Annotated in this window: 22 protein-coding genes and 1 pseudogene; 8 read left to right on the top strand and 15 right to left on the bottom strand. The window is 63.4% G+C overall.

From position 1 onward, the window contains the following. Nucleotides 1-3 precede the first annotated feature (3 nt). The 9 genes from trpB to leuC all read right to left on the bottom strand — a co-directional run bounded on the left by trpB (nt 4) and on the right by leuC (nt 10969). Nucleotides 4-1221: a tryptophan synthase subunit beta gene (gene trpB, locus IEW63_RS04530; RefSeq protein WP_188635363.1), complete on the bottom strand. Its 1218-nt coding sequence runs from the start codon at nt 1219-1221 to the stop codon at nt 4-6. Next, a complete protein-coding gene (locus IEW63_RS04525; protein ID WP_188635362.1) occupies nt 1214-1828 on the bottom strand; it encodes a phosphoribosylanthranilate isomerase in 615 nt (204 codons plus the stop codon). Before IEW63_RS04525 ends, trpB begins: the two co-directional genes overlap by 8 nt. A 62-nt stretch (nt 1829-1890) precedes the next feature. Continuing rightward, the gene (gene truA, locus IEW63_RS04520) at nt 1891-2745 is read right to left on the bottom strand and encodes a tRNA pseudouridine(38-40) synthase TruA (protein WP_188635361.1); all 855 of its coding nucleotides are present in this window, start codon (nt 2743-2745) and stop codon (nt 1891-1893) included. A gap of 3 nt (nt 2746-2748) precedes the next feature. Continuing rightward, nucleotides 2749-5319: a motility hub landmark protein FimV gene (locus tag IEW63_RS04515; protein ID WP_188635360.1), complete on the bottom strand. Its 2571-nt coding sequence runs from the start codon at nt 5317-5319 to the stop codon at nt 2749-2751. Nucleotides 5320-5491: 172 nt separating this feature from the next. Beyond that, entirely contained in the window at nt 5492-6508 is a 1017-nt protein-coding gene (locus IEW63_RS04510) for an aspartate-semialdehyde dehydrogenase (RefSeq protein WP_188635359.1), read from the bottom strand. Between the two features lie 88 nt (nt 6509-6596). Further along, entirely contained in the window at nt 6597-7709 is a 1113-nt protein-coding gene (gene asd, locus IEW63_RS04505) for an aspartate-semialdehyde dehydrogenase (RefSeq protein WP_188635358.1), read from the bottom strand. Nucleotides 7710-7789: 80 nt separating this feature from the next. Further along, the gene (leuB, locus tag IEW63_RS04500; protein WP_188635357.1) at nt 7790-8872 is read right to left on the bottom strand and encodes a 3-isopropylmalate dehydrogenase; all 1083 of its coding nucleotides are present in this window, start codon (nt 8870-8872) and stop codon (nt 7790-7792) included. A 19-nt stretch (nt 8873-8891) separates the two neighbouring features. Then, nucleotides 8892-9539 (bottom strand): 3-isopropylmalate dehydratase small subunit, encoded by a 648-nt coding sequence (leuD, locus tag IEW63_RS04495; protein ID WP_188635356.1) that lies wholly within the window; start codon nt 9537-9539, stop codon nt 8892-8894. Further along, nucleotides 9536-10969 (bottom strand): 3-isopropylmalate dehydratase large subunit, encoded by a 1434-nt coding sequence (gene leuC, locus IEW63_RS04490; protein ID WP_188635355.1) that lies wholly within the window; start codon nt 10967-10969, stop codon nt 9536-9538. Before leuC ends, leuD begins: the two co-directional genes overlap by 4 nt. Nucleotides 10970-11085: 116 nt before the next feature. Between leuC and IEW63_RS04485 the strand changes: the two genes are divergently transcribed. Further along, nucleotides 11086-11976, top strand: a complete 891-nt coding sequence (locus tag IEW63_RS04485; RefSeq protein ID WP_188635354.1) for a LysR family transcriptional regulator — start codon at nt 11086-11088, stop codon at nt 11974-11976. 75 nt (nt 11977-12051) lie between these two features. Beyond that, nucleotides 12052-12588 (top strand): glycine zipper 2TM domain-containing protein, encoded by a 537-nt coding sequence (locus IEW63_RS04480; RefSeq protein ID WP_188635353.1) that lies wholly within the window; start codon nt 12052-12054, stop codon nt 12586-12588. Nucleotides 12589-12631: 43 nt separating this feature from the next. On the opposite strand, the gene IEW63_RS04475 is transcribed toward IEW63_RS04480, so the two are convergent. Continuing rightward, entirely contained in the window at nt 12632-13543 is a 912-nt protein-coding gene (locus tag IEW63_RS04475) for a LysR family transcriptional regulator (RefSeq protein ID WP_188635352.1), read from the bottom strand. Between the two features lie 116 nt (nt 13544-13659). Between IEW63_RS04475 and IEW63_RS04470 the strand changes: the two genes are divergently transcribed. Then, a complete protein-coding gene (locus tag IEW63_RS04470; RefSeq protein WP_188635351.1) occupies nt 13660-14433 on the top strand; it encodes a ferredoxin--NADP reductase in 774 nt (257 codons plus the stop codon). Between the two features lie 40 nt (nt 14434-14473). On the opposite strand, the gene IEW63_RS04465 is transcribed toward IEW63_RS04470, so the two are convergent. Genes IEW63_RS04465 through aroC form a run of 4 tightly spaced genes read right to left on the bottom strand, consistent with a single transcriptional unit; the run spans nt 14474 to nt 17730 of the window. Then, nucleotides 14474-15235: an SDR family oxidoreductase gene (locus IEW63_RS04465; RefSeq protein ID WP_188635350.1), complete on the bottom strand. Its 762-nt coding sequence runs from the start codon at nt 15233-15235 to the stop codon at nt 14474-14476. Beyond that, the gene (locus IEW63_RS04460; protein WP_229710311.1) at nt 15232-15417 is read right to left on the bottom strand and encodes a PLDc N-terminal domain-containing protein; all 186 of its coding nucleotides are present in this window, start codon (nt 15415-15417) and stop codon (nt 15232-15234) included. Before IEW63_RS04460 ends, IEW63_RS04465 begins: the two co-directional genes overlap by 4 nt. A gap of 42 nt (nt 15418-15459) precedes the next feature. Further along, a complete protein-coding gene (locus tag IEW63_RS04455; protein ID WP_188635349.1) occupies nt 15460-16593 on the bottom strand; it encodes an MFS transporter in 1134 nt (377 codons plus the stop codon). 45 nt (nt 16594-16638) lie between these two features. Then, nucleotides 16639-17730, bottom strand: coding sequence for a chorismate synthase (gene aroC, locus IEW63_RS04450; protein ID WP_188635348.1), 1092 nt, complete (start codon nt 17728-17730; stop codon nt 16639-16641). A 131-nt stretch (nt 17731-17861) separates the two neighbouring features. Here aroC and IEW63_RS04445 point away from each other — a divergent pair, with 131 nt between their 5' ends. From IEW63_RS04445 to IEW63_RS04435, 3 genes are read left to right on the top strand one after another with little or no spacing between them, the layout of a single operon-like run. After that, nucleotides 17862-18635, top strand: a complete 774-nt coding sequence (locus tag IEW63_RS04445; protein WP_188635347.1) for a sulfite exporter TauE/SafE family protein — start codon at nt 17862-17864, stop codon at nt 18633-18635. A 58-nt stretch (nt 18636-18693) separates the two neighbouring features. After that, entirely contained in the window at nt 18694-19467 is a 774-nt protein-coding gene (locus tag IEW63_RS04440; RefSeq protein WP_188635346.1) for a hypothetical protein, read from the top strand. A gap of 57 nt (nt 19468-19524) precedes the next feature. Further along, the gene (locus tag IEW63_RS04435; protein WP_188635345.1) at nt 19525-20097 is read left to right on the top strand and encodes a Smr/MutS family protein; all 573 of its coding nucleotides are present in this window, start codon (nt 19525-19527) and stop codon (nt 20095-20097) included. Here IEW63_RS04435 and IEW63_RS04430 read toward each other — a convergent pair. Further along, complete coding sequence (locus IEW63_RS04430; protein WP_188635344.1) at nt 20094-21089, bottom strand: patatin-like phospholipase family protein; 996 nt, start codon at nt 21087-21089, stop codon at nt 20094-20096. The two genes, IEW63_RS04435 and IEW63_RS04430, sit on opposite strands and share 4 nt — an antisense overlap. A 183-nt stretch (nt 21090-21272) precedes the next feature. Between IEW63_RS04430 and IEW63_RS14760 the strand changes: the two are divergent. Together IEW63_RS14760 and IEW63_RS04420 are read left to right on the top strand one after the other, a co-directional pair. Beyond that, nucleotides 21273-22280, top strand: a pseudogene (locus IEW63_RS14760) (penicillin acylase family protein); the annotation flags it as partial. Between the two features lie 55 nt (nt 22281-22335). After that, on the top strand, nt 22336-23643 hold the full coding sequence (locus IEW63_RS04420; RefSeq protein WP_188635343.1) for a penicillin acylase family protein: 1308 nt from the start codon (nt 22336-22338) through the stop codon (nt 23641-23643). The last annotated feature ends 11 nt before the right edge of the window (nt 23644-23654 follow it).

Genomic DNA, 23654 nt, shown 5'->3' with positions numbered 1-23654 from the left:
CCTTTAAATGCTGATGCCGTCGATGCCGGCGACGGTATGGATATCCTTGTCGCCGCGACCTGACAGGTTGACCACGATGATCTGGTCCGGGCGCATGGTGGCCGCCAGCTTCATGGCGTAGGCCACGGCATGGCTGGACTCCAGGGCGGGCATGATGCCTTCTACCCGGGTCAGCTCGCGGAACGCGGCCAGTGCTTCCTGGTCCGTGGCATCCATGTAATGGACCCGTCCGATATCCTTCAGCCAGCTGTGCTCCGGCCCTACTCCGGGGTAGTCCAGACCCGCCGAGACAGAATGGGTCTCGATGATCTGGCCGTTCTCGTCGGCCATCAGATAGGTACGGTTACCATGCAGCACGCCCGGCTTGCCCCGATTCAGGGGAGCCGCATGCCGGCCGCTGTCCAGTCCGTCACCGGAGGCCTCGACGCCGTACATGGCCACCGACTCGTCACCGAGGAAGGGGTGGAACAGGCCGATGGCATTGGAGCCTCCGCCGACACAGGCCACCAGCGCATCGGGCAGGCGGCCGGCCTGCTTCAGGCATTGCTCGCGGGCCTCGCGCCCGATAACGCACTGGAAATCGCGGACCAGCTGCGGATAGGGATGCGGACCGGCCACCGTGCCGATGATGTAGAAGGTATCGTCGATGTTGGTCACCCAGTCGCGCATGGCCTCGTTCATGGCGTCCTTGAGGGTCTGCGATCCGGACGTCACCGAGATCACGTCGGCACCGAGCAGTTTCATCCGGTACACGTTCAGCGCCTGGCGCTTGACGTCCTCGGCGCCCATGTAGACCTGGCACTTCAGGCCCAGACGGGCAGCCACGGTAGCGGTGGCCACGCCGTGCTGGCCTGCCCCGGTCTCGGCAATGACCCGCGGTTTGCCCATGTGCTTGGCCAGCAGAGCCTGACCGATGGTGTTGTTAACCTTGTGCGCGCCCGTGTGATTCAGGTCCTCGCGCTTGAGCCAGATCTGCGCCCCGCCGATCTTCGCGGTCAGGCGCTCGGCGAAATACAGCGGCGAGGGGCGACCGACATAATGTGCCAGATCCCGATCGAATTCGGCCTGGAATTCGGGGTCCTTCCACAGGCGCTGATAGAGGGTATCCAGCTCGTCCAGCGCATCCATCAGCGTCTCGGATACGAAGCGACCACCGTAGGGGCCGAAATGACCGCGCTGATCAGGCACGTTTGCATAATCGATCGTATTTGATTCAGACACGCTTCACCTCTCGAATAAAAGCGTTGATTTTCGCGCCATCCTTTATGCCCCGGCTGGCTTCGACACCGCCGCTGACATCGACTGCCCAGGGAGCCGTCATTTCTATCGCCTGCCGCACATTATCCGCAGTCAGGCCGCCGGCCAGCACCAGTCGCCAGTCCCGCTCGGCGGGGATCACGCGCCAGTCGAAGGTCTCCCCGGTGCCCCCCGGAACGCCCGGCTTGTAGCTGTCCAGCAGAATCCCGGCAGCGCCCGGCCAGCGCGCAGCAAGTGCATCGAGATCATCGCCGGGGCGCACCCGCACGGCCTTGAGGTAAGGCCGGCCGAAACGCCGGCAGAACGCATCGGGTTCGTCGCCATGGAACTGCAGCAGGTCCAGCGGCACACTGCTCAGCACCTCGTTGATGCGCCGTTCATCGGCATCGACAAAGAGCCCGACACTGGTGATGAAAGGCGGCAGGGCACGGACGATGGCAGCGGCCCGGGCGGTATCGACTGCCCTGGGACTGGCGTCATGGAACACCAGCCCTATGGCATCCGCACCCGCTTGCGCGGCTGCCAGTGCATCCTCGATTCGGGTAATGCCGCAGATCTTGATACGTACCATGTGCTGACCGGGAGACTCCGAGGGGGAAAGCATTCGATAGTAGCAGATCCGCCGCCAGCCCGTCAGTCCAGCTCGTTGAGTGCGGACAGAAAGTGCGGACCGATATACCGCCTGGGCAACTCGAAGTGGTCAGCGTAGGTGACGTCCACCAGATACAGGCCGAACGCCGGCGCGGTCAGCCCGCCGGTATGGCGGTTGCGAGCCTGGAGAATCTCCCCGGCCCATTCGACCGGACGCTCCCCGCAGCCGATCTGCATCAGCACTCCGGCGATATTGCGCACCATATGGTGGAGGAAGGCGTTGGCCCGGATGTCCAGCACGATGAACTTGCCAAAGCGGATCAGTTCGAGATGGTGGATGGTCTTGATCGGAGACTTGGCCTGGCAGGCTGTTGCGCGGAACGAGGTGAAGTCGTGTTCGCCGATCAGTACCTGAGCCGCCTCCTGCATCCGCTCCACATCCAGCGGCCGATAGTTCCAGGTGACTTCACGCCCCAGCTGGGCCGGGCGCACCGGATCATTGTAGATCACGTAACGGTAGCGGCGGGCGATGGCGGAGAACCGCGCATGAAAATCCATGCCCACCGGCTTGGCCCAGACCAGACTGATGTCATGCGGCAGATTGGCGTTGGCCCCGTGGAACCAGTTTCCCGGATCGCGCCTGGCACTGCTGTCGAAGTGGATGATCTGGCAGGATGCATGGACGCCGGCATCGGTACGCCCGGCGCAGAACAGCTGGATCGGGTGGTTGGCCACCCGCGACAGGGCCTTCTCCACTTCTTCCTGGACGCTGCGCACCCCCGGCTGCTGGCGCTGCCAGCCACGGTAGCCGGTACCGCTGTATTCGACGCAGGCAGCGACCCTTGAAACAGCAGCGGCCGCCCCGGGGGCGGCCGCTTCTTCCTTTGAACTACTCATCTATCAGCCAAGTTGCTCCATCATCTCCCGAGCGTCCTGTTGCTGTTGATCATTCCCTTCTTCAACCACTTCGGCGAGGATATCCCGCGCGCCTTCCTCGTCGCCCATATCGATATAGGCGCGAGCCAGATCCAGCTTGGTAGCGCATTCGTCGGTATCCGAGAGGAAATCAAAGTCCTCATCCAGCCCTTCGCTCATCAGGTCTCCACTGCTGGCCTGATCTGTGGCCGCGCTGTCAATCCGCTGTTCCGTGACGGAGATGTCTTCCCCCGCCTCGCCCTGCATGGCCGACTGCAGCTGGGCTTCGAAACCGGCCAGTTCCTCGTCGGTCAGGCTGAAGCTGTCGTCACCGACATCATCCGTCTGACCGGTCGTTGCACTGCCACTGTCCAGCGCTTCGAACTCGGCGAGCAGGTTATCCGCCTGCAGCTCTTCGTCCAGGTTCAGATCGAAGTCATCAGCCGCAGGTTCGGCTACCGGCGATTCGAATTCGAACTCATCGGTCTGCAGCACGTCGATATCGGCAGCGACCGGTTGCGCCGAGGTAGAAGCGGCGGCGCTGTCGTCCAGGTCGAAATCCAGATCGAAGCCGATGTCCTCCTCCCCCGTGCTGGAAGCCAGCGACGAAGCGGCCTCCTCTTCCAGACCGAAATCGGCGAGATCGAACTCGGTGGTTTCAGCGTCCGGCAGCTCGGGCTCCAGCTCACGCTCGTCGTCCAGTATCGGCTGGGCCTGCAGCCCGGTGTCTGCATCCTCGACCAGCGAATCTGTCAGCTGAACATCCTCGTCTACCTGATACTCACCGAAATCCTGCTCATCGCTGAGGGCGACCGTCTGCGGCTGTTCTTCCACTTTCACGTGGTCAACCTGCTCCGGAACTTCCGCCTGGGCCACTGCAACGTTGAAATCATCTCCCTCGTCGGCTGCCATCGCAGCACTGGCGGCCGCACCGCCTGCCAGCAGCGGTCCGGAATTGTCCATCAGCTCCGCCTCACGACGGGCATTGCGACGGGCGATGGACATCAGGATCAGCAGCAGGACCAGCAGCGCGACGGCACCGGTGCCCAGCAACAGGGTCTGGTTCTGCATCAGCCGCTGCAGCATGGCCTCGGGGGCGGCGGCCTGACTCGGCGCGGGCGCCGCCGCAGGCTCGGGGGCCGGGGGCGTGGCGGCAGGCTTGCCACCGTTCGGGCCGGGGCCGGTTTCACTGGCTGGTGCTACCGCCGGGGTAAGGGCGAGCTGCTCGCCCTCTTCTTCCTTTTCGGGGTTGCCGCCCTCCTGCTGTTCTTCCTCAGCTGCGGGCTCGCCGGCCACTGGCGCCTCACCCGCCGGCGTGGCGGGCGGCTCCACCGGGGCCAGCGCATCCAGCTGCTCGAGGGCGGTCAGGTCAGTGGTCAGTTCTTCTTCGGGTACCGGCAGGATGTCCGGCGGGGAGTCCTCACCTGCCAGCTCCCGCTGCAGGGCGGCCAGCTGCGCGTCCTTCAGGGTCAGCAGACGCTGCAGTGTTTCCAGTTGGCCTTCGACATCAGCCAGGCGATCCGCCAGCTCGGCCTTGGCCTGCTCTGCGGAGTCCAGCTGCTCCCGGGTCTGGTCCAGCGTGTCACGCAGATCGCCGTTGCCACCGGAGGAAGAGGCCTGGTCTTCAGGAGTCTCAGCGGAGCCGGCCACCAGGCGAAGCGAGTCTTCGCCGCTGGTCTGGGAAGGTGCATCCGCCGCAACGGTACGCTCACGGGCGTCCAGCTGGCGCTGGGCAGGCTCGGCGGCGGGCTGGCGATTCTGCCAGGCAACCGTCTGCGCACCCACCTCGGCAATGGCCTCCGAGCGGCTGCGAACGGCGGCCTGCTCGGCGGTCGGCAGTGTCAGTGTCTGCCCTGCCTTGAGGTTGTTGATATTGTTACCGATGAAGGCGTTGGGGTTCAGGTCCTGGATCGCCAGCATGGTCTGATGGACACTGCTTCCCTCGGGCCTCACCTGCAGGGCGATCCCCCAGAGGGTATCGTCACGGGTGGTGCGGTGCGTGCCGTCACCACTTGCCGCCGCAGCTGCGGTACCGGGGCGTGCCGGGGCGCTGGACGCCGCACTGGCCGGGGTCTTGTCAGCCGGAGCCCGCACCGTGCCGGTACTGGAGGCGGCAGCAGGACTGACCGCAGCCGCCATGGAAACGGGGGTGGGATCATACAGCGGCGGATCAAGCAGCAGGGTGAACTCCCTCAGCACCCGACCCGAGGGCCAGCGCACCTCCATCAGGAAGTTCAGATAGGGCTCCCTTACCGGGCGCGACGAGGTGACCTTTATATAGGCCTTGCCATTGGGCTGGACAACCGGGGTAAAGGTCAGGTCGGTAAGAAAGAAGGACCGGTCGATGCCCGCCCGGCCAAAGTCGTCCGGCGACGCCAGGACAGAGCGGATTTCCGCGCTGCTCAGATCGCGGACCTGCAGCAGCTCAATTTCGGCGTCCAGCGGCTGATTCAGTGCCGACCGCAGGTTGATATCCCCTACTCCCAGCGCCTGCGCCATACCGGAAGACATCAGAGCACTAGCTGCGGCGACAGCCAAAACCAGTTTGCGAACCATAGCTAAGATCCTTTGCTTTTCTCGTTTTTACACGCGTCCATGAAAACCATCACCGCACCACCGGCCTGTCAAGCCGCACCGGCAACCGGCAACCTGAAATCACTTGAGCCGATAATCAGTGTTGTCAGGGCATGACCCGAACCGATTGTAACAAACCAGCAGCAAGTATCGATTACAAATAGTCTTTTATCAATAACTGTGCAACAGCAAGACTGTTAAGTGCGACACCTTTCCGGAGATTATCAGACACGACCCACATGCCGATACCGGACGGGTCCTGCTGATCCTGCCGCAGCCGTCCGACCCACACCTGATCACTGCCGGTAGCATCGGTGACCGGCGTCGGATATCCACCAGCGCTGGCGCGGTCCAGCAGCTTGATCCCGGCCGCCCTGCGCAGCAGCGTTGCCGCACGCCCGGCGGGCAGTACGCGCTCGGTGCGCAGCTGCATCACCTGGGCACTGCCAAAGAAGGTCGGCACCAGCACGCAGGTGGCCATCACCGGCAGGGTGGGCAGGTTCAGGATGCGTCTTACATCCGCCACCAGATGCTGCTCCAGCTGACTGTTGCCGGACTCGTCGAGCTCGCCGATCCGTGGTATGAGGTTGAAGGCAGCCTGCTTGTCGAACGCGCCTTTTTCCGGCGGCTGGCCATTGAGCAGCCGGCCGGTCTGCAGCGCCAGGGCCTCGACTTCCTCGCTGCCGACCGTAGACATGGACTGATAGGTGGCGATATTCAGCGACTGCAGCCCGCCTTCGGCCACCAGAGGATGAACGGCAAGCAGCGTCTGCACCACCTGGGCATCAGGACAGGACACGATGCGGCGAGCGCCCAGATCGGCGAGCGCCTCGGGGTTGATCTCGGCAACCACCAGCGGCACATCGGTCCGATGACGGAAGGCGCCACAGGCGTCGACCACGACACAACCCGCTGCGACCACCCTGTCAGCCCAATCGGATGCCAGCCAGGCATCCGCAAACAGCACCAGCGCCACCTGAGAGAAATCGAAGCGCTCCAGCACCTCCACCCGCTGGCTCTCGCCCTTGATCATGAGCCGCCCGCCGGCCTGCTCTTCGGTATCCAGCAGATGGAGTTCGAAATCGAAGTCGTGATCATCCAGCACATTGATCAGGGTCTCGCCGGTCAGGCCGCTTACGCCGACCAAGGCAACAGCACGGGTCTTGCTCATAGGGGGTATTTCCGGATTTTCGTTTCTACAAAAGAAAGGGCATCCCCGCCCGGCGGGAATGCCCCCATTACTCACAGCGGGATACGGCTCAGCCTTCGAGCAGAATCCGCAGCATGCGGCGCAGCGGCTCCGCAGCGCCCCACAGCAGCTGGTCGCCCACGGTAAAGGCGGACAGGTACTGCGAACCCATGTTCAGCTTGCGCAGACGGCCAACCGGCACCTTGAGCGTACCGGTAACGGCGGTGGGGGTCAGCTCGCGGACGGTCAGTTCGCGGTCATTGGGCACCACCTTGGCCCAGGGATTGTGCGCAGCCAGCATCGCCTCGATGTCGGCCAGCGGCACATCCTTGTTCAGCTTGATGGTCAGCGCCTGGCTGTGGCAACGCATGGCGCCGATGCGCACGCAGATGCCGTCCACCGGAATCGGTCGACCGCTGCGGCCGATGATCTTGTTGGTCTCGGCCTGAGCCTTCCACTCCTCCCGGCTCTGGCCGCTGGGCAGCTGCTTGTCGATCCAGGGGATCAGGCTGCCGGCCAGGGGCACACCGAAATTGTCCGCCGGGAAGGACTCGTCGCGCAGGGTCGCTGCCACCTGACGGTCAATGTCCAGAATGGCAGAAGCGGGATCCTTCAGCTGATCGGCCACGCTGGCGTGGATGGTGCCCATCTGGCTGATAAGCTCGCGCATGTTCTGCGCCCCGGCACCACTGGCCGCCTGGTAGGTCATGGCGCTCATCCACTCCACCAGGCCGTGTTCGAACAGGCCACCGAGGCCCATCAGCATCAGGCTCACGGTGCAGTTGCCGCCGACGAAGGTCTTCAGACCATCACGCAGGGCCTGGTCGATCGCCCGCCGGTTGACCGGGTCGAGCACGATGACCGACTCGTCTTCCATGCGCAGCGCGGAAGCCGCGTCGATCCAGAAACCTTTCCAGCCCTCGGCGCGCAGCTTCGGATAGACCTCGTTGGTATAGTCGCCACCCTGACAGGTGATGATGATATCCATTGGCTTGAGGGCTTCGAGGTCGTATGCGTCCTTCAGCGCGGGAATGTCCCTGCCGATATCGGGGCCAGCGCCGCCCACGTTCGAAGTGGTGAAGAACACCGGATCGATGGAAGCAAAGTCATTTTCTTCGCGCATGCGTTGCATGAGCACCGAGCCCACCATACCGCGCCAGCCAATCAAACCAACTAGTTTCATAACAGCAGAACCCCCATGGGGTGAAAATTCTCGACAACTGTACCCGGCGCTCGCCGGGTACAAATGGGAAACGCAACAGACTACAGGTTTTTCAGCGCCGCTACCACGGCATCACCCATTTCCGCGGTGCTGACCTTCTGGCATCCCGCAGCCATGATATCACCCGTACGCAGCCCCTGATCCAGCACCCGACTGACAGCCTGCTCGATGGCATCGGCCGCTGCGGCTTCGGAGAAGGTGTAGCGCAGCATCATCGATGCCGACAGGATGGTCGCCAGCGGGTTGGCGATGCCCTGCCCGGCGATATCGGGCGCACTGCCGTGGGAAGGCTCGTACATCCCCTGGTTGCGCTGGTTGAGCGATGCAGAGGGCAGCATGCCGATGGAGCCGGTCAGCATCGAGGCCTGATCCGAGAGGATATCGCCGAACATGTTGTCGGTGATGATCACGTCGAATTGCTTGGGCGCGCGGACCAGCTGCATGGCAGCGTTGTCGACATACATGTGCGACAGCTCCACGTCCGGGTAGTCCTTCGCCACTTCCTCGACCACTTCGCGCCACAGCTGACTGGAGGCCAGTACGTTGGCCTTGTCCACCGAGCAGACCTTGCGGTTGCGCAGGCGCGCCAGATCGAAGCCGACCACCGCAATGCGGCGGATCTCGCTCTCGCTGTAGGGCAGCGTGTCGTAGGCCTGACGCTCGCCATTGTCCAGAACCCGGCGCTCCCGCGGCTGGCCGAAATAGATGCCACCGGTCAGTTCGCGTACGATCAGGATATCCAGACCCGCAACCACCTCCGGCTTGAGGGTGGAAGCTTCAGCCAGCTGCGGATACAGCAGCGCCGGCCGCAGGTTGGCAAACAGCTCCAGCTGGGAGCGGATCTTCAGCAGGCCGCGCTCGGGGCGCAGCGCCGGATCGATGGTGTCCCATTTCGGGCCGCCGACCGCGCCCAGCAGCACGGCATCGGCCCTGCGCGCCCGCTCCAGGGTTTCGTCGGCGAGCGGCGTGCCATATTTGTCATAGGCGGCACCGCCCAGCTCGTCGTACTCCAGCTCGACCTTCAGATCATATTTCTCGCTGGCTGCCTGCAGTACCTTGACCGCTTCGGCGATGATTTCCGGACCGATACCATCGCCCGGGAGTACCAGAATCTGCTTGCTCATTTACCTTCCTCGGTAAGCATTACTTGATTGCGTCAAACAGCCAGGGCTGGGCCTGACGGTGCTTTTCTTCAAAGGCGCGGATCGCATCCGCATCCTGCAGGGTCAGGCCGATGTCATCCAGGCCGTTGAGCAGACAATGCTTGCGAAAGTCATCCACCTCAAAGCTGTAGCTCCTGCCGTCCGGACGGGTAACAGTCTGCGCCTGCAGATCAACGGTCAGCTGGCAACCTTCCTGCGCTTCGGTTTCGGCAAACAGCTCATCAATCTCTTCTTCTTTCAGAACAATGGGTAACAAGCCATTCTTGAAGCTGTTATTGAAGAAGATGTCTGCGAAGCTGGGCGCCAGCACAGCGCGGAAACCGTATTCGTCCAGGGCCCAGGGCGCGTGTTCACGGCTCGATCCACAACCGAAGTTCTCCCGCGCCAGCAACACGCTGGCGCCCTGGTAGCGCGGCTGGTTCAACACGAAATCGGGGTTGAGCGGACGCGCACTGTTGTCCTGCCCCGGATAGCCCTCATCCAGATAGCGCCACTCATCAAACAGGTTGGCACCGAAGCCGGTTCGCTTGATCGATTTCAGAAACTGCTTTGGAATGATCTGGTCGGTATCCACATTGGCGCGATCCAGCGGCGCCACCAGGCCGGTATGGGTAGTAAAGGCTTTCATGCGGTCGCCTCCTCGCTCAGCATTTCTCTTACATCAACAAAGTGGCCCGCTACTGCTGCGGCCGCGGCCATGGCCGGACTTACCAGATGGGTACGCCCGCCGTTGCCCTGACGGCCCTCGAAGTTGCGGTTCGAGGTAGAAGCGCAGTGCTCACCGGGCTGCAACCGGTCGGGGTTCATCGCCAGGCACATCGAGCAGCCCGGGTCACGCCATTCGAAACCGGCTGCCTTGAAGATCAGATCCAGACCCTCGCGCTCGGCCTGCTCCTTGACCAGGCCGGAACCCGGCACCACCATCGCCTGCTTGATGTTGGCCGCTACCTTGCGCCCCTTGGCCACGGCGGCGGCGGCACGCAGATCCTCGATCCGCGAGTTGGTGCAGGAACCGATGAATACCCGATCCAGCCTGATCGATGTAATCGGCTGGCTGGCCTGCAGCCCCATGTACTGCAGCGCGCGCTGATAGCCGCTGCGCTTGACCGGGTCCTGCTGCTGCGCAGGATCGGGCACCAGCTCATCGACTGCTACTACCATCTCCGGAGAGGTGCCCCAGGACACCTGCGGCCGAATACTGGCTGCATCCAGCTCGACGACGGTGTCAAAATGCGCGCCCTCGTCGGACACGAGGTCCTGCCAGGCCTCGACGGCGCGGTCCCAGTCCTCGCCGCGCGGCGCGTACGGCCGATCCTTTACGTAGGCGATGGTCTTCTCGTCGCAGGCGACCAGGCCGACCCGGGCCCCGGCCTCGATGGCCATGTTGCATACGGTCATGCGACCTTCCATGGACAGGCTGCGGATGGCCGAACCGGCAAACTCGATGGCATGGCCGTTGCCCCCTGCGGTGCCGATCTTGCCGATCACCGCCAGCACGATGTCCTTGGCGGTGACACCGAAGCCCAGCTGGCCCTCGACCCGGACCAGCATGTTCTTCATCTTCTTCGCCACCAGACACTGGGTGGCCAGCACATGCTCGACTTCCGAGGTACCGATACCATGGGCCAGCGCGGCGAAGGCGCCGTGAGTAGCGGTATGCGAGTCACCGCAGACGATGGTCATGCCCGGCAGCGTGGCACCCTGCTCCGGTCCGACTACATGCACGATGCCCTGACGGCGGTCGGTCATCTTGAACTCGAGAATACCGAAGTCATCGCAGTTCTCGTCCAGGGTAACCACCTGCAGCCGCGAAACCTCGTCCTCGATGCCAGCCACGCCGGCGGCGCGGTTGTCGGTCGGGACGTTGTGGTCCGGCGTCGCCAGGTTGGCGTCGATGCGCCAGGGTTTGCGTCCGGCCAGACGCAGCCCTTCAAAGGCCTGCGGCGAGGTCACTTCATGCAACAGGTGGCGGTCGATGTACAGCAGAGCCGACCCGTCGTCCCGTTGTTTGACCAGATGGGTATCCCAGAGCTTGTCATAAAGCGTCTTGGCGGACATGTCTGTCTCCTGAATCAGGCTGGTGGCAATTTGAATCACGAATCGATACTAAAAGCTGGATAACAATAAAACAAATTCATTATATTCATACATTGGATAACCATAAGGAATCCATAATGGATACAGCCAACCTTGAGGCCTTCCTCGCCGTGGCGGGCACCCGTTCGTTCTCCCGTGCGGCGGAACAGTTGCACCTGACCCAGCCGGCGGTCAGCAAGCGTATCGCCAGCCTGGAGCAGCAACTGAACGTGAGACTGTTCGATCGCATCGGCAAGCATGTGCATCTGACCGAGGCCGGCATGGCACTGAAGCCCAGGGCCGAACTCATCATCAATACGCTCAACGACACCGCGCGGGCGCTGGGTAACCTGGCCGGCACCGTTCGCGGTCGGCTGCGCCTGGCAACCAGCCACCACATCGGGCTGCACCGCCTGCCCGCCGTGCTGCGGCGCTTCATCAAGGCCTACCCGGGCGTGGTACTGGATATCCAGTTCCTCGACTCCGAAGTAGCCTATGAAAAAGTACTGCAGGGCGAGATCGAACTGGCCATCATTACGCTCGCACCCGACGTCAAGCCCCCGATCATTGCCACAGAACTGTGGCTGGACCCGCTGGAATTCGTGGTATCGCCCGAACACCCGCTGGCCAGCGCCGGCCAGCTGCGCTTGAGCCAGCTGGCGCCCCACCCGGCGGTCTTTCCGGGCCTCAACACCTTTACCCATCAGGTGGTCAGCAGGCTGTTCGAACAGCACGGGCTGAGGCCGCAGATAAGCATGAGCATCAATTACATGGAAACGATCAAGATGCTGGTCTCCATCGGCCTGGCCTGGAGCGTGCTGCCCACAACGATGATCGACTCCCAGGTGCGCGTGCTGCAGTTGCCCGGCGTACGGCTGCAACGCCAGCTGGGCTGCATCCACCACAGCGGCCGCACCCTGTCCAACGCCGGTCAGGCGTTGATGGGGCTGCTGAGGGAGTCCGCCAACCTGACGGTCGAACTAGAATGAAGTACCGTTGTCTGATGCTGCAACAATGGGGGTAACTCCCCTGCGTCATCATCAGATCGAGATCAGGGAATTCATATGAACAAGTCAATGTTGTCAGGTATCGTCATCGGCGCCGTAGTGGCCACTGCGGGTGGAGCCATTGCCGGTTACAACGCGCTATCGGACAAGACACCCACCCACGCCGACGTGCTCAATGTAGTGGAGCTCAAGGAAAACGAGCGGATTCCCCGTGAGGTCTGCAGGGATGTTACCGTGACCCGCCAGAAGCCGGTACAGGACCAGCACCAGGTTCTGGGCAGCGTGGCCGGTGCCGTGGTCGGCGGTGTAGTCGGCAATCAGGTGGGCGGCGGCACGGGCAAGAAGATTGCTACGGTAGCCGGGGCCGCAGCTGGCGGTTATGCCGGCAACAAGGCTCAGGAGCGGATGCAGCAGAACAACACCTATACCACTACCGAGCGCCGTTGCGACACACACTACGATGAGAAGGAAAAGGTAGTCGGCTATCAGGTCGAATACAGGATCGGCGACCGCACCGGCAGCGTGCGCATGGATCGTCATCCGGGCGAACGCATTCCCCTGCAGGACGGTGAACTGGTGCTTGCCGCCCAGTAACCCCCTCCTTCTTCTGGAGTCGCTGGCGCAAAGTACGGCGACTCTAGAGGGAGCCCCCCTCGCGTTCGACGCCTTCGTCATTCTCCCTGCACAACTCCAGCCACCTGCGCATCCCTGCGCTGATGAACTTGTTGCGGTGGCGCACGAAGTACAGACCGCGCTTGAAATCCCTGTGCGGCACCGGCAGCGGCACCAGCGTGCCACGGCGAAACGCATCGCCCAGGGTGATGGCCGACAGGCAGCCTACACCCAGTCCCGCTTCAACCGCGCGCTTGATGGCTTCGGTGTGCTGCAGTTCGAGCTTGATGTTGAGCTGCGGCAGCAGTCCGTGGAGCGCCCACTCAAAGTTCTGCCGGGTACCTGACCCCTGTTCCCGGACTATCCACTCCGCCTGCACCAGATCTCCATCGGTCAGCCAGGGCTTGCCGGCAAGCTCGTGATCCGGGGCGCAGAACACCACCAGCTCGTCTTCCCGCCAGTAAAGCATCTTCAGATCAGGGTGCAGGGTTTCCCCTTCGATCATCCCCAGATCAAGTTCGAAATTGAGCAGTTTGCGGACGATATTCGAAGTGTTACCGACTTCCAGCTCCACCCGGGCGCCCGGTTGCTCCAGCATGTACCGGGTCATGATGCCGACTGCAATATAGTTGCCCACACTCATGGTCGCCCCGACGCGCAGATGGCCGATCTCTTCGTCGCCGGCGAGGGCTGCCTCGAGCCCGCTCGCCTGCTCGAGCAGCGCCTGGGCCTTGGGTCGGATGCTGCGCCCCAGTTCGTTCAGCTGCAAACGCTTGCCGACCCGGTCAAACAGCTGCACGTCGAACTGGCCTTCCAGATCACGCAGGGCACTGCTGGCCGCCGACTGCGACATGGCCAGGCTCTCCGCGGCGCGGGTCAGGTTCTCATGGTGTGCCGTGGCGAGAAAAACCTCCAGCTGCCGCAGGGTATATCTCATTATCGGTTTTTCCGGATAGGCAAATTAAAATAAGTCATTTAAGCGGTAGATTAGCCTGCGGATACAATTGCCGCAACGAAACACAACCCAAACCATCCCAGCGGAGACTTACCTGGATGTCCAAGTTCAAAACCGAAACTGTCCTCAGCGTGCATCACTGGACCGACACCCTGTTCAGCTTCAAGACCACCCGTGATCCCGGGCTGCGGTTCAAGAACGGGCACTTCATCATGATCGGTCTGGAAGTGGAAGGTCGTCCGCTGATGCGTGCCTACAGTATCGCCAGCCCGAACTATGAAGACACCATGGAGTTCTACAGCATCAAGGTGCCGGATGGCCCGCTGACCTCGCGTCTGCAGCACATCAAGGAAGGCGACAACATCATCGTCAGCAGCAAGCCCACCGGCACGCTGGTGCTGGACAACGTGCTGTCCGGCCGCAACCTGTACCTGCTGAGCACCGGCACCGGTCTGGCACCCTTTATCAGTATCATCCAGGACCCGGAAACCTACGAGCGTTTCGACAGGGTCATCCTGACCCATGGCTGCCGCTGGGTGCGGGAACTGGCCTATCAGAAGCTGATCACCGAGGACCTGCCGAACCACGAATATTTCGGCGAGCAGGTGCGCGAGCAGCTGATCTACTACCCCACTGTTACCCGCGAGCCCTATCGCAACGAGGGCCGCCTGTCTGACCTGATGACCAGCGGCAAGCTGTTCGAGGACATCGGCCTGCCCAGGCCGAATCTGGAAGATGACCGCTTCATGCTGTGCGGCAGCCCGGCGATGCTCAAGGACCTGACCGCCATCCTTGATGGCTGGGGCTTCGAGGAATCCCGCCAGGGCATTCAGGCCCACTACGCCATCGAACGGGCCTTCGTCGAGAAGTGATCTGCAGCGGGTCGGCATTACGCCGACCCGCCCCCTCGTATTATTCCCGGTAGATCATCTGCCGGCTCATTCCCCCATCGGCGACCATGTTCTGGCCGGTGATGAAGCCCGCCGCCGGACTCAGCAGAAAGGCCACCAGCTCGCCTATGTCTTCCGGCTGCCCTACCCGACCGACCGCGTGCTGTTCATGGTCGACCTGCCGCAGCGGGTCACTGTCCTGAACTGCGTCCGGGCGCGTATCTATCCAGCCGGGGCTGACCGCATTGACCCGGATATTCGGACCGAGACTCACCGCCATGGCGTGGGTGAGCGCCACCAGGCCGCCCTTGCTGGCCGCGTAGGCCTCGGTGTTGACCTCCGACTGCAACGAGCGGGTCGAGGCGATGTTGACGATGGCGCCGCCTTCGCGCAGCAGTGGCAGGCACTGTCGGGACACCAGAAAGGCCCCGGTCAGATTCACTGCCAGCAGGCGGTTCCACCTCTCCAGACTCAGTTGCTCCAGCGGCCCGGTGTCCGGATCGGCAAGACCGGCGTTGTTCACCAGGCCATCAAGCCGGCCGAAATCCCCCTCCAGTTGCTCCACTGCAGCCTGCACGCTGGCCTCATCGGCCACATCCATCACCAGGAACTCCACCGTACCCAGCCGAGCCAGTTCCTGGGCTGCCTCCTGCCCTTCCAGCTCATCGATGTCCGTCAGCACCACCGTCCAGCCGGCGCGCAGCAGACTTGCCGCGACACCCTTGCCGATGCCGCGGGCCGCACCGGTGATCAGCGCCACTCTCTGTTCGTGAGCCGCTGTCATGCGCGTCTGGGCCCCTTGAACCACCAGAATGCCCAACCGAGCAATGGCAGCAGTGCGACAATCAGTACCCAGCGGGCTTTCTCGCCACGGGAAGCCCCGCTCTCGGCCACACTGGAAATCGCCGCCAGCGACATCAGCAGCAGGGCCAGCCCGCCCATGACAATAAAGAATCGGATATTCATGCTTTCTCCCTCCGTGCCTGCCCACTATAGTCCATCAGGCGATCAGCCCGGCAGTCGACGCCCCAGCAGCACAGCCGCCACGCCGGCAGCGATGCCCGCCAGCGTGAACGTCCAGCCTGCGCCCAGAGCAGCCCAGCTGTAACCAGCGTACAGTGCGCCCAGCGCCCCGCCGCAACCGGAAAGGGTGGCGTACATCGCCTGCCCCTGCCCCTGCAGCCGCTCGCTGAAATGACGCTGAACGAAATGCACCGCAGCCACGTGGAAGCAGCCGAACGTCGCGGCATGCATCAGTTGCGCCGGTATCAGCAGCCAGAGCTCCCCGGCGCCCCAGCCAAGCAGCAGCCAGCGCAGCGCCGCCAGCACAAAGCTGCCGATAAGCAGCTGCCTGAGGTCGAAACGTCGCAAAAGCCGACCCATGATCAGAAACAGCAGGATCTCCGCTATCACACCCAGTGCCCACATGGCGCCGATCAACCCGCGACCGTAGCCCAGCGCCTCGAGATGAAGAGTGAGAAAGGTGTAATAGGGTCCGTGTGACAGTTGCATGAGCGCTGCGCAGAGGAAGAACACCATCACCCCGGGCCGGCGCAGCTGCTGCACAAAGCCGGCGCTGGCAGCAGTATCGCCGCGAACCGCCACCGGTACCGGCGGCACCAGCAGGCTGCAGACGAAGATGCCCAGCATGATGCCGAGCATGGCTGCAGGATAGGTATCCAGCCCGCGCCGGTCGAGCAGCAGCCCGAGTCCCACCACCGCGACGATGAAGCCGACCGAGCCCCACAATCGGATCTGGCTGTAGCGGGCGGATCGCGCGCCCAGATGACTCAGAGTAATGGTTTCGAACTGCGGCAGGATCGCGTGCCAGAAGAAGCTGTGCAGCGCCATCACCAGTGCCAGCCACAGGTAATCCTGACGCCAGAGGATGGCGCTGAAGGTGATCGCAGTAAACAGCGCACCCAGGCGCACGATCAGCAGCCGCTGACCGCTGCGATCACCCAGCCAGCCCCACAGATTGGGTGCCACACAGCGCATCAGCATGGGGATGGCCACCAGCTCGCCGATACGTGCTGCAGAAAACCCGAGGTGGTGGAAATACAGCGAGAGGAAGGGTGCCACTCCGCCCAGCAGGGCGAAGTAGCAGAAATAGAAGCCGGACAGCCGCCAGTACGGAAGCATCTCAGCGGGCCCGCCGGATTGTCACCCGGGCCATCCCGCCCCTGGTCAGAGCTGGCCCAGTACCGGGGTCTGCACCTCAACGCCCGCGTTCTGCGCCCGGTGGCGCAGCAGGTGATCCATCAGCACCAGCGCCATCATCGCCTCGGCGATGGGCGTGGCGCGGATGCCGACGCAGGGGTCATGGCGACCCTTGGTCACCACCTCCACCGGCTTGCCATCCACATCGATCGAGCGCCCCGGAGTGGTGATGCTGGAGGTGGGCTTCAGCGCCAGGTGAGCGACGATGGGCTGGCCCGAGGAAATCCCGCCGAGCACGCCACCGGCATTGTTGCTCAGGAAGCCTTCCGGGGTAAGTTCGTCCCGATGCTCAGTGCCGCGCTGGGCCACCGAGGCAAAACCGGCACCGATCTCGACCCCCTTGACCGCGTTGATGCTCATCAGGGCATAGGCCAGCTCCGCGTCCAGACGGTCGAACACCGGCTCGCCAAGGCCCGGCGGCACCCCCTCGGCAATGACGGTAATCTTCGCACCCACCGAATCCTGATCCCGGCGCAGCTGGTCCATGTAGGCTTCCAGCTCCGGCACCTTGTCCGGATCGGGGCTGAAGAACGCATTTTCACTCACCGCATCCCAGCTCCTGAACGGGATGTCGATCGGCCCCAGCTGGCTCATGTAACCGCGCACGGTGATGCCCTGGCTCGCCAGATACTTGCGCGCGATGGCACCGGCCGCCACCCGCATGGCGGTCTCCCGGGCGGAGGAGCGCCCGCCGCCACGGTAATCGCGCAGGCCATACTTGTGGTGATAGCTGTAATCGGCATGGGCCGGACGGAACAGGTCCTTGATGGCTGAATAGTCCTTGGATTTCTGGTCGGTGTTGCGGATCAGCAGGCCGATCGGGCAGCCGGTGGTGCGACCTTCGAACACGCCGGAGAGGATCTCCACCTCATCCGGCTCCCGGCGCTGGGTGGTATGGCGGCTGGTGCCGGGCTTGCGGCGATCCAGGTCCACCTGCAGGTCGGCGGCGCTCAGCTCGAGCCCCGGCGGGCAGCCGTCAACAATGGCGACCAGTGCCGGCCCATGACTTTCGCCAGCGGTGGTGACGGTGAAGAGAGTGCCCAGGGTGTTTCCGGCCATGCGTGCCATCCATCTCGAATCAGTGAAACGCGAAGTATAGCGGCCCGGCCGCATCGGTGACAGCCCGGGCTGCGCCAACGCCGACAGGTCCTTTACAATGCCCCCGAACACTCCGGAGCTTCCGACCACCGATGTCCGCCCTGCTCGATCTGCTCATACCCGCTGGCATCTCGCCGCTGGCTACCTTGATGCTGGTAGCAATGTCTGCCGTGACATCAGCGATAACCGCATCGCTCGGCATCGGTGGCGGTGTGCTGTTGCTGGCGATCATGGCGGTCGTCATGCCACCAGCTGCGATCATTCCGGTCCATGGCATGGTGCAGCTGGGCTCCAATTTCAGCCGGGCGAGCATGACCCTGCGGCATATCAATCTGCGCCTTATTCTCTGGTTCGCCCCCGGCGCGCTGCTCGGTGCCTGGCTGGGCAGCCTGTTTCTGGTGGAGTTGCCGCTGGCGCTGATCCAGCTTTGCATCGCCCTGTTCATTCTGCTGCTGTGCTGGGGACCGCCGATCCCTGCGATCGCCACCGGCCCCGTCGGCACCCTGCTCGCCGCAGCGGCCACTACTTTCGTCAGCCTGTTTGTCGGTGCCACCGGCCCACTGGTGGCGGCTTTCGTCAAGCAGCAGCAACAGGGCGAGCGATTCTCGACGGTGGCCACCTTCGCCAGCGCCATGTGTCTGCAGCACGCCCCGAAGGCCATTATCTACGGCGCCGCCGGCTTCGTCTTCGCCGACTGGCTGGGACTGATCCTGGTGATGATCCTGGCCGGCGCGCTGGGCACCTGGCTTGGCCTGCACCTGCTGCGCAGGCTGAGCGACCGTCGCTTCACGCTGATATTCAATATATTGCTGACGCTGCTGGCAGTGCGGCTCATATGGCAGGCCGTCGCCGCCTATTGGGTGTAAGATTCAAGCATTGAATCCAGCTGCCGATAGAGGGATCTGGAGCACAGGATCGATGATCATGTCAGACGAACAACCCCACAGCCCTGAACAGCAGTCCGCCCCGCCGCGGGACCCCTTCGCCCGTGCGCGCCCGTCGGAGTATTACTGGATTCAATTGAAGCCGGTGTACAAGGGGCGGTTGATGCTGCATGGCGAGCGCCTGGCCCAGGTGGCGGTTACCCACGAACGGGTCGCCAGTCTGGAGCTGCTGCGGCTGGAACTGCGCGTTGATGATGAAAGCGTACCCGCGGGTACCAACTATCTGGAGCTGCTGGTCGACCACCACCACCAGCGGGTACGCTTCGGGCCGCTGCACGGGGTTCGTATCTTTCCGGCCCAGCGCGGCGTGGGCGGCTTTCTGCTGGCCCAGCTGATCGACTGGGCGCAGCGCAAGTTCGCCGATTATTCGGTCACACCCATCCCCCTGTCCGCCAGTGAGGTCGTCGGCGAAGAAGCTCGCCAGATCCGCGAGCGCCTGCTCCGGCGTGCGGGCTTTCATCAGACCTACAACGACGAGGGGCGCACCCAGGGCAAGGCCCAGGCCAATCGCGTCGGCGACCTCATCGCCAGCTGGAACACCGAGCGCGTGCAACGCCTGCATGTGGGCGAGATACTTCAGCAGCTGCGCGACCAGGAACAGCAGAACCGTCAGCAGCAGGCCCAGTTGACCACCCTTCAGGCGCGCCTGGAGGATTACCGGCGCAACGATCTCGGTCACCGCTTCGCCATCGGCTGCCTGATCGTGTTCTGCATCTTCCAGGCGCTGATGCTGTTATGGGTCGTGCTGCGCTGAGTACCGGCGAAGCTGTTAAACTGCCGCCCTGTCAAATCAGTTCAGAGCATTCCCGACATGATTCAGGATGACGATCCGGCGGACGATCTCGAGCTGTTCCGCCAGGCTACCCGCGGAGTCAGACCCATTCGCGTGGACCAGGCCGACACCGGCAGGCCGCGTATCGACAAAGCCGATTTCCGTCAGCGCCGGCAACGGGCCAGCGAGGGCGAGCAGCGCATCCGCGTGGACGGCCTGTCCGACCAGTTCGTCATCGATGTGCAGCCGGAAGAGGAGCTGGCCTGGGCCGGCAACGGCGTGCAGGACAGCCAGCTGCGCAGGCTCAAGGGCGGGCAGATTCCCTTTGACGGCAGTATCGACCTGCATGGCATGACCGTGGAAAAGGCCCGCGAGCTGCTGTGGGACTTCATCGACGAGGCGACCCGCATCGAGGTGCGCTGTATCCGCGTTACCCATGGCAAGGCGCGGCGCAAGGATGGCCGCCGGCCTATTCTCAAGAGCCACGTGAACACCTGGCTGCGCCAGCATCCGAAGGTACTGGCGTTCACCTCCTGCCTGCCGCGCCATGGCGGCGCCGGCTCGGTATATGTGTTGCTGCGTCGGGAGATGCTCGAGGGCCGCGAGGATTAGTGCCGGCCCTGTTCGAAGCGGTCCAGGGTGTCCCTGGCCACCATCCGGCCCAGCTCGATCAGCTCCGGCGCGCGCTGGAACTCGAAGAACCGGCACAGCCGCTTGGGCACCTCGAACACCACATCCGGTGGGTAGCCGGCAATCTTGTAGCGCGTCAGTGACGCCTGCATGGTCTCGAAGGACTGGTGCACCAGCTCCAGCATGCTCGCCGGCCCGATGTGCACATCGTTCTGCACCGGTTTCTTCTCGTCTTCATTGCGGCTGTGCACCGCCTCTGCCGGAGAGACTTCCTCGGCCAGGTACTCCAGCTTTGTCGGGCTGTCTTCCTCATCATCCGCTGTACTGCCACCGAACGGGCTGCGCAGGCGCAGGGCCTCCATCCAGCTTTCCAGTTGGGCGCGTATCGGCGCCGGGCGGGCGATCACCGGCAGGCTGTAGCCGTTGCTCACCCCGTTGAGGTTCACCGCCATGATCAGGTCGCAGTGGGAAGACACCACCGGGTTGATCGGCAGCGGATTGAGCAGGCCGCCGTCCACCAGCACCCGGTTACCCTGGCGCACCGGAGCGAACACGCTCGGAATGGCCGCCGAGGCGCGCATGGCCTGGTGCAGACACCCCTGCTGGAACCACACCTCCTGCTGGTTGGTGAGGTCCGTGGCCACTGCGGTGAAGGGGATCGGCAGGTTCTCGATGTTCACGTCACCGAGCAGCTCCAGGATCCGCCCGAAGATGCGCTCGCCACGGATGGCACCGAGGTGGCCGAAACCGAAGTCCAGCAGCCGCAGCACATCCAGATAATCCAGCCCTGACACCCAGTCGCGATAGGCATTCAGCCCCCCGGCTGCATAGACGCCGCCGATCACCGCTCCCATGGAGCAACCGGCCACGCACTCGATGGAATAGCCGCGCCGCTCGATTTCTTCGATGATGCCGATATGCGCGTAGCCCCTGGCACCGCCACTCCCCAGCACCAGTGCGACACTTTTCGCCATTTTGCTGCTTCCTTTGTGAATGTAGATTGACGGGGCAGGCGTCTCTCAGCATGATTTGCCGTCCCGTTGTCATTCTCTGCTACAAGGCCCATCGTGATCCAGCGTCGTACCCGATTTCTTCTCAAGATTGTTGCCGCCCTGTTCATCCTTGCCCTGGCCCTGACGGCACTCGGTCACTGGATCATGCACACCGCGGAGGCCCAGCGCAGCGGCTCGCTGCGGCTGAAGAACCTGCAGCAGGAAGTGCAGGTGTACTTCGACGCCTGGGGCGTGCCGCACATCGACGCGCAGAATGATCTCGATGCCTACCGCGCGCTGGGTTACCTCCACGCTCAGGACCGTCTGTTCCAGATGGACATCCTGCGCCGCGTCGGCGGCGGCCGGCTCGCCGAGCTGTTCGGTCAGGAAAGCTATGCCACCGACAAGTTCTTCCGCACCCTGGGCATCAGCCGTTATGCACGGCAATATGCCGAGCAGCTCAGAAACAACATCGACCAGCCCCACGTGCAACTGATCCGCGCCTATCAGGACGGCATCAACCAGTACATCGATCAGGGCCGGGTACCGGTTGAATACCGGATCCTGCTGACCCGCCCGGACTACTTCGCCTTCGAGGATATCGCCCACATCATGGGTTACATGTCCTATTCCTTTGCCGAGGCGTTCCGCACCGACGCGCTGGTGGACCACGTGCGCGGCACCCTGGGCGAGCGGCATGCGCTGGATCTGGTACCCGGTGCGCCGGAGGCCTCGCTGTCCCGCCGCGGCGCGCCGGTCGAGGGGCAGAGCACTGAACTGCTCAAGCCGCTGCTGGAACAACTGGATCGCATCCAGGCCCGGCTGCCAACCGGTCAGTTCCACGGCAGCAATGCCTGGGTGGTCGCCGGCGGGCGCAGCGCCAGTGGCAAGCCCCTGCTGGCCAACGACCCGCATATCGGCTTCGCCGTACCCGCGGTCTGGTACGAGGCGCACATCAGGACCCCCGAACATGAGGTGTACGGGCATTTCCTGGCCGGGATTCCCTTCCCCCTGCTGGGCCACACTCCGCATCACGCATGGGGGCTGACCATGCTGATGAACGACGAGATAGACTTCTACCGCGAACAGCTCAACCCGGCCAACCCGATGCAGGTACGTGTCGGCGAACGCTGGCAGGACCTGCAGGTACACGAGGAAGTGATCAAGGTCCGTAATCAGGAAGATCGTCTGATCCGCCTGCGCAACTCGCGCCACGGCCCCATCATCAATGATGACCTGGTGCTGGCCGAGCGCGCCGAAGGGGAGCCTCCTACCCCCCCCGGTAAGCCTGTTCTGGACCTTCCTTACCCCCGGCAGCGACTCCACGGAAGCCTTCTACCGCTACTCCCGTGCGACCAGCATGGCCGAGTTCGAAGCGGCGGCGGCGCTGCACTGGTCGCCCGGCCTCAATGTCATCTACGCCGACGTCAACGACAACATTGCCATGTGGGCCACCGGCAGACTCAAGCGCTGGCCCCACAGCAACAACAGCTTCACCCTGCTCGACGGTGCCAACCGTCAGCACGATTTTCTCGGTTACCAGCCGTTTGCGGCCAACCCGCGGGTGATCAATCCCCGGGAGGGCTACATCTTCAGCACCAACAACCCCTACCCGACCGGCAACCCTCGGCGCGCCCTGCCCGGCTACTACGCGCCCGCCGAGCGCGCCGAGCGGCTTGGCGCGCTGCTCGCCGAAGGGGATCAGTTCGACTTCGCCCGCTTCAAGGCCATGCAGCTTGACGATCTGCGGCCGCAGGCGCTGGCCATCACCGAAGATGCGCTGCCCCTGCTGACCCCCGACCTGCTGCCCCACCGGTATCAGGAAACGGCCCGCGCTGCCCGGGAGCTGCTCGCCGAATGGGATGGCAGGTTCCAGCCGGACAGCACCGGCGCGCTGATCTACCAGCGCTGGGAAGACAGATTGATGGAGGCTCTGTTCGCCGACGAGCTGGGTGAGCACTACGATCACTTCAGGGACACCTTCATGGCTCGCAAGTCCTTTGCCAGCCTTTACTGGAAGCCCGCTTCACCCTGGTGGGACAACCGCAGACAGCCGATCATGGATGGCCGTCAGGCGGCAATCGAGCATGCCTGGATCAACACCGTCGAGTCCCTTACCGAACAGTTGGGGCACAACCCGAGGCAGTGGACCTGGGGCAGGGTCGCCAGCCTTCAGCACAAGCATCCGCTGGCGGACCGCGTGCCCTTCGCCGGGCGCCTGAGCAGCGAGAAGGTGACCATCAGCGGCACTACCGGCAGCCTGAACAACATGGTGTTCAACCGTGGTGGGGAACATTACGAGGTGATCGCCGGGCCTTCCACCCGCCGACTGATCAATCTTGCCGATCCCGCCAGCTCCCTGGGCATCAGTCCCATGGGGCAATCCGGCAACCCGCTGGATCGCCACTACGATGATCAGGCCCAGCTTTTTGCCCGGGGCAGCTATCGTGCCCAGATCTTTGACTGGCTGGGTATCGAGGCCATGCCGGACAGGCTTACGCTCAGGCCGCGACGTAGCTCACAGCGGCCCCCCTGAGCGGCCCGCAG

It is taken from the genome of Halopseudomonas pertucinogena (genome assembly GCF_014646575.1).
Lineage (GTDB): Bacteria > Pseudomonadota > Gammaproteobacteria > Pseudomonadales > Pseudomonadaceae > Halopseudomonas > Halopseudomonas pertucinogena.
Note: the sequence above shows the minus strand (reverse complement) of the source record. Positions and strands in the feature narration are given on the sequence as shown.